At 40.4% G+C, this 5301-nt stretch carries 6 protein-coding genes; 1 reads left to right on the plus strand and 5 read right to left on the minus strand.

The genetic code is table 11. From position 1 onward, the window contains the following. Window positions 1-879 precede the first annotated feature (879 nt). The 5 genes from R7Q38_RS22645 to R7Q38_RS22665 form a co-directional block, all read right to left on the minus strand. The gene (locus R7Q38_RS22645; RefSeq protein WP_239939276.1) at window positions 880-1449 is read right to left on the minus strand and encodes a hypothetical protein; all 570 of its coding nucleotides are present in this window, start codon (window positions 1447-1449) and stop codon (window positions 880-882) included. Window positions 1450-1698: 249 nt separating this feature from the next. Beyond that, entirely contained in the window at window positions 1699-2280 is a 582-nt protein-coding gene (locus tag R7Q38_RS22650) for a hypothetical protein (protein WP_239939277.1), read from the minus strand. Window positions 2281-2429: 149 nt separating this feature from the next. Continuing rightward, window positions 2430-2963 (minus strand): hypothetical protein, encoded by a 534-nt coding sequence (locus R7Q38_RS22655; RefSeq protein WP_239939278.1) that lies wholly within the window; start codon window positions 2961-2963, stop codon window positions 2430-2432. A 1-nt stretch (window position 2964) separates the two neighbouring features. After that, window positions 2965-3144, minus strand: a complete 180-nt coding sequence (locus R7Q38_RS22660) for a hypothetical protein (protein WP_238831819.1) — start codon at window positions 3142-3144, stop codon at window positions 2965-2967. A 178-nt stretch (window positions 3145-3322) separates the two neighbouring features. Next, the gene (locus R7Q38_RS22665) at window positions 3323-3622 is read right to left on the minus strand and encodes a hypothetical protein (protein WP_239939280.1); all 300 of its coding nucleotides are present in this window, start codon (window positions 3620-3622) and stop codon (window positions 3323-3325) included. 788 nt (window positions 3623-4410) lie between these two features. Between R7Q38_RS22665 and R7Q38_RS22670 the strand changes: the two genes are divergently transcribed. Next, the gene (locus R7Q38_RS22670; RefSeq protein WP_049538635.1) at window positions 4411-5178 is read left to right on the plus strand and encodes a Bro-N domain-containing protein; all 768 of its coding nucleotides are present in this window, start codon (window positions 4411-4413) and stop codon (window positions 5176-5178) included. The last annotated feature ends 123 nt before the right edge of the window (window positions 5179-5301 follow it).

Raw genomic sequence — 5301 nt, forward strand, 5'->3', positions numbered from 1 at the left:
CAGGATTGTAATAGCGATCCGGAAGATTGTTTGGAAATAGTTCTTTAGAGTCAATAATGTAAGTAGAGCGAACTTGAAATGACCACATGTATATGTCTCCCAACTATCCTTACTACTTCCATCTTGGCGAGTAATATATCTGTGCCCTTGAAAACTCATTACTTCCTCCGAACTCTTTGAATTGCCCTAACGCCGCGTTAAGGGGCAGCAACGCGCTACCACCAAACTTCAATTTACCACCGTAAACACAAATACCAAGATTTAAACCAAAGTCGCCACGCGTTGACTGTCCCTCTTGAACGCTTTGTTAGCTTATTTAATGCAAACCATTGTATACCAAAAACTGATCCTACTACGCCATGAAGTATGAACTTGAGACATACCACTGAGCCGAATTTACAGGTTTGAGCTTTGAATTACCTTGAACTAAACTAAAACCGCCGAGCGTGGAGACTCACGGAACTTCACACACAAAAGCTGACATTTGAATTGCAGATTTCACACGAGGGCTTTGTCATTTATACCTAACGAGGCGATGCTTGAATTTGCACCACCTTGATATCAAACCGATACCCGATACCCGATACCCGATACCCGATACCCGATACCCGATACCCGATACCCGATACAGCTTAGCTAGGAACGAAACGAGTACAAGATAAAATATTGCCAGAGCACGATATTTTGATTTAGTTCGGCGTTAAACATTTGCTATAAAATTCTGATTTTTAGAGAGTAAGCTAACGCCGCGTTAAGTAGTGAGCAACGCTACCACCTAACCTAAACCATTACACCTTAAACACAAAACTTAAGTTGAACTGAGAGTGCCACGCGTTGCGAATCTGCCTTAAACGCCTTGTTATGTGCTCTTCACTTGGATTAAATAGCACTCCAAATCCATTTTGCACCAAGCCACAGCGTCCATACCAAGGAGATAATAAAAACCCAATTGACCAAATTAGCTAGCCCGACGTATTGGTATGTTGTTCTCCTAAACTTTACATAGCTAATCCAATATTCTCTCGTTGATTTCTCATCTGGATCCTTTTGGTTTTCGATTTCATTCAGGCGTACCGTTCGGGCTTTAATTTCATCATTTCCTAGTTCAGATATGGTTTCAAGGACTGCTTGCTCTACACCAAGGCGGAATGCACCGATAATATGATTACCAAAAAATACAATGAAGCATCCTGCCAGAAATCCCGTAAGTTCAACGCCAAACACCCTATTCGATAGGACTCCGGTAAAAATCCAAGCTAGTACAGCTACAACAAATATCAGACTTTTATCGCGATCTTTATCTACACCTAATTCCTGCAATTTCGCCAAAAGCTCCGGAGAATTCAAAATTGAATAAAACTGTTGTTGAGTGAGGTTGATGCCCGCCTGATTTTTAAAGATCATTTTCAGATTAGTATTTCTGATAAACTTTATATTTTTGGGTGTCATGTAGTTAGCCCTCACAGTTCATTTTGCACTGGTATACGCTGAATCACGATGTTTAGCCATAAATCACCTCTCAATTAGACTCTAGATCTAACTTAGTAAAGTGTCTATAAACGTGGGGGACTCGGGGCACATAACGCCGCGTTAAGTAGTGAGCAACACTACCACTGAACCTAAATTATTGTGCCGTAAACACTAAAGTTGAATCAAACCAAAACTGCCAAGCGTTGCGAATCTGCCTTAAACGCTTTGTTAGTGTGATGGAGTTAAATGATTTAATACTGAGTGATACCAGCTTTCTAAAAAGTCGAAAGCAACAACCGTAAGCCTGATACAAGCATCATGGCTAAGAGTTATATAACCTTCATTGATGTCGATACCGTCGTATCGAGAAGATAATTGTTTTACTACAGTGGCTTTAGAAAACCCCTCAATGCAAGAGTCATTGTGAACGATACAATTTCGTAGTTCGATTAATCCTTTAACATCTTGGATATTTGACGGATTTTCTGGTGTGGTAATACCACAAACTGTCGAGCAATACTTAATAAATCTTTCAATAGCACTACCTTTTAGATCATTCCATTTTAGTGGCTGATCGGTTGCTACCTTGAGCTGATTACAAAATGCAGAGAATTCCCGTTCGAGAACAATTAGTACAGTAACAATATGGCTTTTTCGGGTAACGTCGGGAAAACAGTCATAAGTAAGACCGTCAGAATTACTACCAAGCTCAATACTTTCTGTTTTCTCAAGAATCAATAATAAGTCTTGTACATAACAATCCAAATCCACCAAATCACCGAAAAACTGAGTTTCATGAGGTATATTCAAACGTATTTCCTCTTAATCACACTAACGCCCAATTAAGGTGTGAAGCACGCGACCACGACACTTAATTTGACCACCGTAAACACTAAACTCAATCCAAACCAAAAATGCCAGGCGTGCTGAATCACTCTTAAATTGTTTGTTAGTTGCGTTTAAGTCAGGGTAAAAACCCTCATTTTAGCGAAAGGCGATAAGCTGACTAAGTGCTCTTTTCTGCTTTCTGGGGCGTAGTAAATATTTACTAATTCATTATGGCAAAAGTCTAAAAGAGCTCGATTTATAGGCGGCTCTTCAACTTCAATTGATACGCGCTCTTGATTAAACTCTTTTTCCTCACTTTCAAGGATGTATTGCCGACCTAACAATGAAAGTTCGAAGTGCAAATACTTTTGACGTAATGTTGAATGAAGAATAGCTTTAGCTTTTGTATCAACAACTAGCTCAATAATTTGAAGTAATGCCGCGATACAAACTAACCATTTAGCCAATTCAGGCGGAACTCCCTCACTTTGATAAACAGCTGTAAAAGCAGCGGTGCTCATTAGCAGTGTGAAAGCCGTTATAAATTTTCCCATACGACTATAAGCTGCATGTAGATGCATGTGATAACGGATACCTAGACGAGCATTCCACAACAAGCCCCAATGCCTATCTAGATCCTCACTTGAAGGATTATTCTCTGACATACTATTTATCTCTATGCCCTTTTATAGGTCTTGGCGGTGTACTTTGCGATTGTGTAATGTATTCATCTTTTCCGTTTGAGCTTGTTGGACACTTGTGAACAGATTTTCCGCCGCTAGATTGATCTGGGGTGACTCTCTGACGTTTATCGGGATTATCACGGCTAACTTTTTTCTTACTCATTGTATCCTCCTAAATAAATATGCGGATATTGATGTTTGCATCTAGCAACTAACGCCCTGTTAAGGGGTGAGCAACGCAATACTGAAGCTGCCGCGAACCACCTTAATCACTTTAACCAACGCATAGTGAAAATGCCACGTGTTGCGAATCCCTCTTGAACAGTTTGTTAGAGCGCAACTCACAGGTTGGGCAGAACTTTCAAAAGAGAATTAACCAAGGAAGAAATTCCTAGAAATAGCACTACTGGCAAGCCTATCGCTATGATCAGTTTAAACTCGAAAAATTGACCTACAACGGCATCACCATACCTACCACCCAGAAACTTTCTCGATTCGTCACCTACTGTCGATTTGACTTCATCTGCAACTGTCTTGCGATCTTCACCAATGAATTCTTTAAACAGCATAAAGCCGAAAGGAGCGATAATAATGCCGGCGATAAGATATGAAATGTATTCAACTATATCGGTCATGTTCATACTTTTTTCTCCTGCACTCTAACGCCTTGCTAAGGTGTGAGTAACGCAATACAAAAGCTACCGCACAGCGCCTTAATCACCATAAGCCACCGCAAAGTAAAAATGCCACGCGTTACGAATCACTCTTAAGCAATTTGTTAGTACATGCGCTACTTCTATTTGTGCGCTCCAAGATATTGAAAAGTAGCATGATATGAAAGGCTTTGAACACTGAAGTGAGACGGGCCGCTACAAAACTTTACCCCGATTGAAAGACGAAAGTTGGCTAGAAGAAAAACGCACTGAACTGCCCGACTTTCACTGACTTTAAATTAAAAAAGGATTCTTTCCTCGTAACTCAACAGCCACACCAAAAGTAATCAAGGCTCTCTCAAAAAACCACCACGAAAATGAAGAAGCACCAAAGAAATAGGCTAAGAGTTAGAAGCCGTAAACGGTGAAATCAAAGCAAACACTCCGCATATAGTGCCACCGGAAAGAACGTGAAAGGTACAAGCTGAAAGGTGTAAAGATGAGCGCTGAAACAGATAAACACCAAAACTTATGACCTTTGATGTCAAACCCGTACTAACGCCCTGTTAAGGTGTGAGCAACGCAATACCGATGCTTCCGCATACCACCTTAATCACTAAAACCAACGCATAGTAAAAATGCCACGCGTTGCGAATCACTCTTAAACAGTTTGTTAGCTGAAACCCTACGTCATTCTTGAAACTAAATATACATTTACGGATGATTCAGCGGTAATGTAATATGACTCTAATCCCTGAACTACTGTAGGCATAACAATGGACGATTTTTTTACGCTTAAATACAAGCATGATCATGTAATTCGAAGCTTTTACGCCAATGGAATTATATATGCCTGTTTACGAGATGTGTTAAAAACTCTTAGTGTAGAAAACCAGAAAATCAAAGAAAGCAATTCAAAGTCAATGCTGACCTTGCTGCAAGCTCAACGTGAACTGTTAGATGATGATGAACATAAAAACTTCATTTTGAAACATCCAGAAACTGGAGAAGAACGCAGCGAGACTTGCGTAACAGAACCAGGACTATATAGAGTACTTAGTAGAGATACATCCGAAGCCGGTAAAGCCTTTCAAAGATGGATATTTCATGAAGTAATCCCATCGATACGTGAACACAAACAGTACCCACCCCCTGTAAAAAACACCACTCCAGCGGCAAGTGCTGACTTCGCCAATATGGATGTTACTGATACATCGCTTCAAATGATTGCTCACCTCGCAAACGGACTTATCGAAACGAGGAAAGAAATAGCTAACGTTAAAGCTGATGCAGAAAAGTTCAAATCCGAGACTAAAGCTCGGTTAGAAAACTTAGAAGATAAGGACAAGACCTACGGTTTAGTTTGCATGGATGAATTCATCAGCAACAACCCAGAAATCAAAGTATCCAGAGACCGTTTTTTAAGTGCTTGTGCAAACTACAAATTGAAAACAAATGGTAAGCATGTCGTCGTTTCTAGCCCGCGACAGGAAGATCGTCACTTCTTCGATATTGTAACCCTGAGTATTGCCAAAACTTCTTAGACAGCTTGTGTATAAACACCGGAGCCTAATCGGGCTCCGTTTCAGCTAACGCCTTGCTAAGGTGTGAGTAACGCAATACAAAAGCTACCGCACAGCGCCTTAATCACCATAAGCCACCGCAAA

Source organism: Vibrio sp. Vb0598, assembly GCF_033338935.1.
Lineage (GTDB): Bacteria > Pseudomonadota > Gammaproteobacteria > Enterobacterales > Vibrionaceae > Vibrio > Vibrio alginolyticus.